General features: G+C 63.5%; 1 protein-coding gene. It reads right to left on the bottom strand.

The window, feature by feature from the left end:
* Positions 1-217: BtrH N-terminal domain-containing protein (locus tag MTX35_RS25435; protein WP_243597490.1), on the bottom strand; the 217-nt coding region annotated here is incomplete at its 3' end.
* Positions 218-389 lie beyond the last annotated feature (172 nt).

Raw genomic sequence — 389 nt, 5'->3', positions numbered from 1 at the left:
AGTCGGCACCGCGGCCGACCAGGTACATCGGTGGGACCAGGTCGTCCGATCGCAGGTAGGACAAACCCAGATCACCACCCAGTGCGAACACCAACCCCTCGTCGGGTGGTCCGTCCCATCCCAGACCGTGCCACTGGAGAAGGTCTCGCATTGCACCTGACCCGCAGTGCCCTCCCATCCGGTGGGGATAGTTCTCGATCAGAGTCGTGGGGGTCACTGTGACTGCCTTTCGGGTTGCTGGTCGAGCGCGCGTGTCGGCATCCTCAGCTGTTCCGGATTCTGTCGAGATACGTTCGGCGAGCAGCCATGTCGACGTCCGCGAGGAACACCGAATCTGTGTTCAGGGCCGCACCCAGTCCGGTCGCCAGACGCCGGGGGACGAATTTCAC

The sequence above is a fragment of the Rhodococcus sp. ARC_M12 genome, assembly GCF_022810385.1.
In the GTDB taxonomy this organism is placed as follows: Bacteria; Actinomycetota; Actinomycetes; order Mycobacteriales; family Mycobacteriaceae; genus Rhodococcoides; species Rhodococcoides navarretei.
Note: the sequence above shows the minus strand (reverse complement) of the source record. Positions and strands in the feature narration are given on the sequence as shown.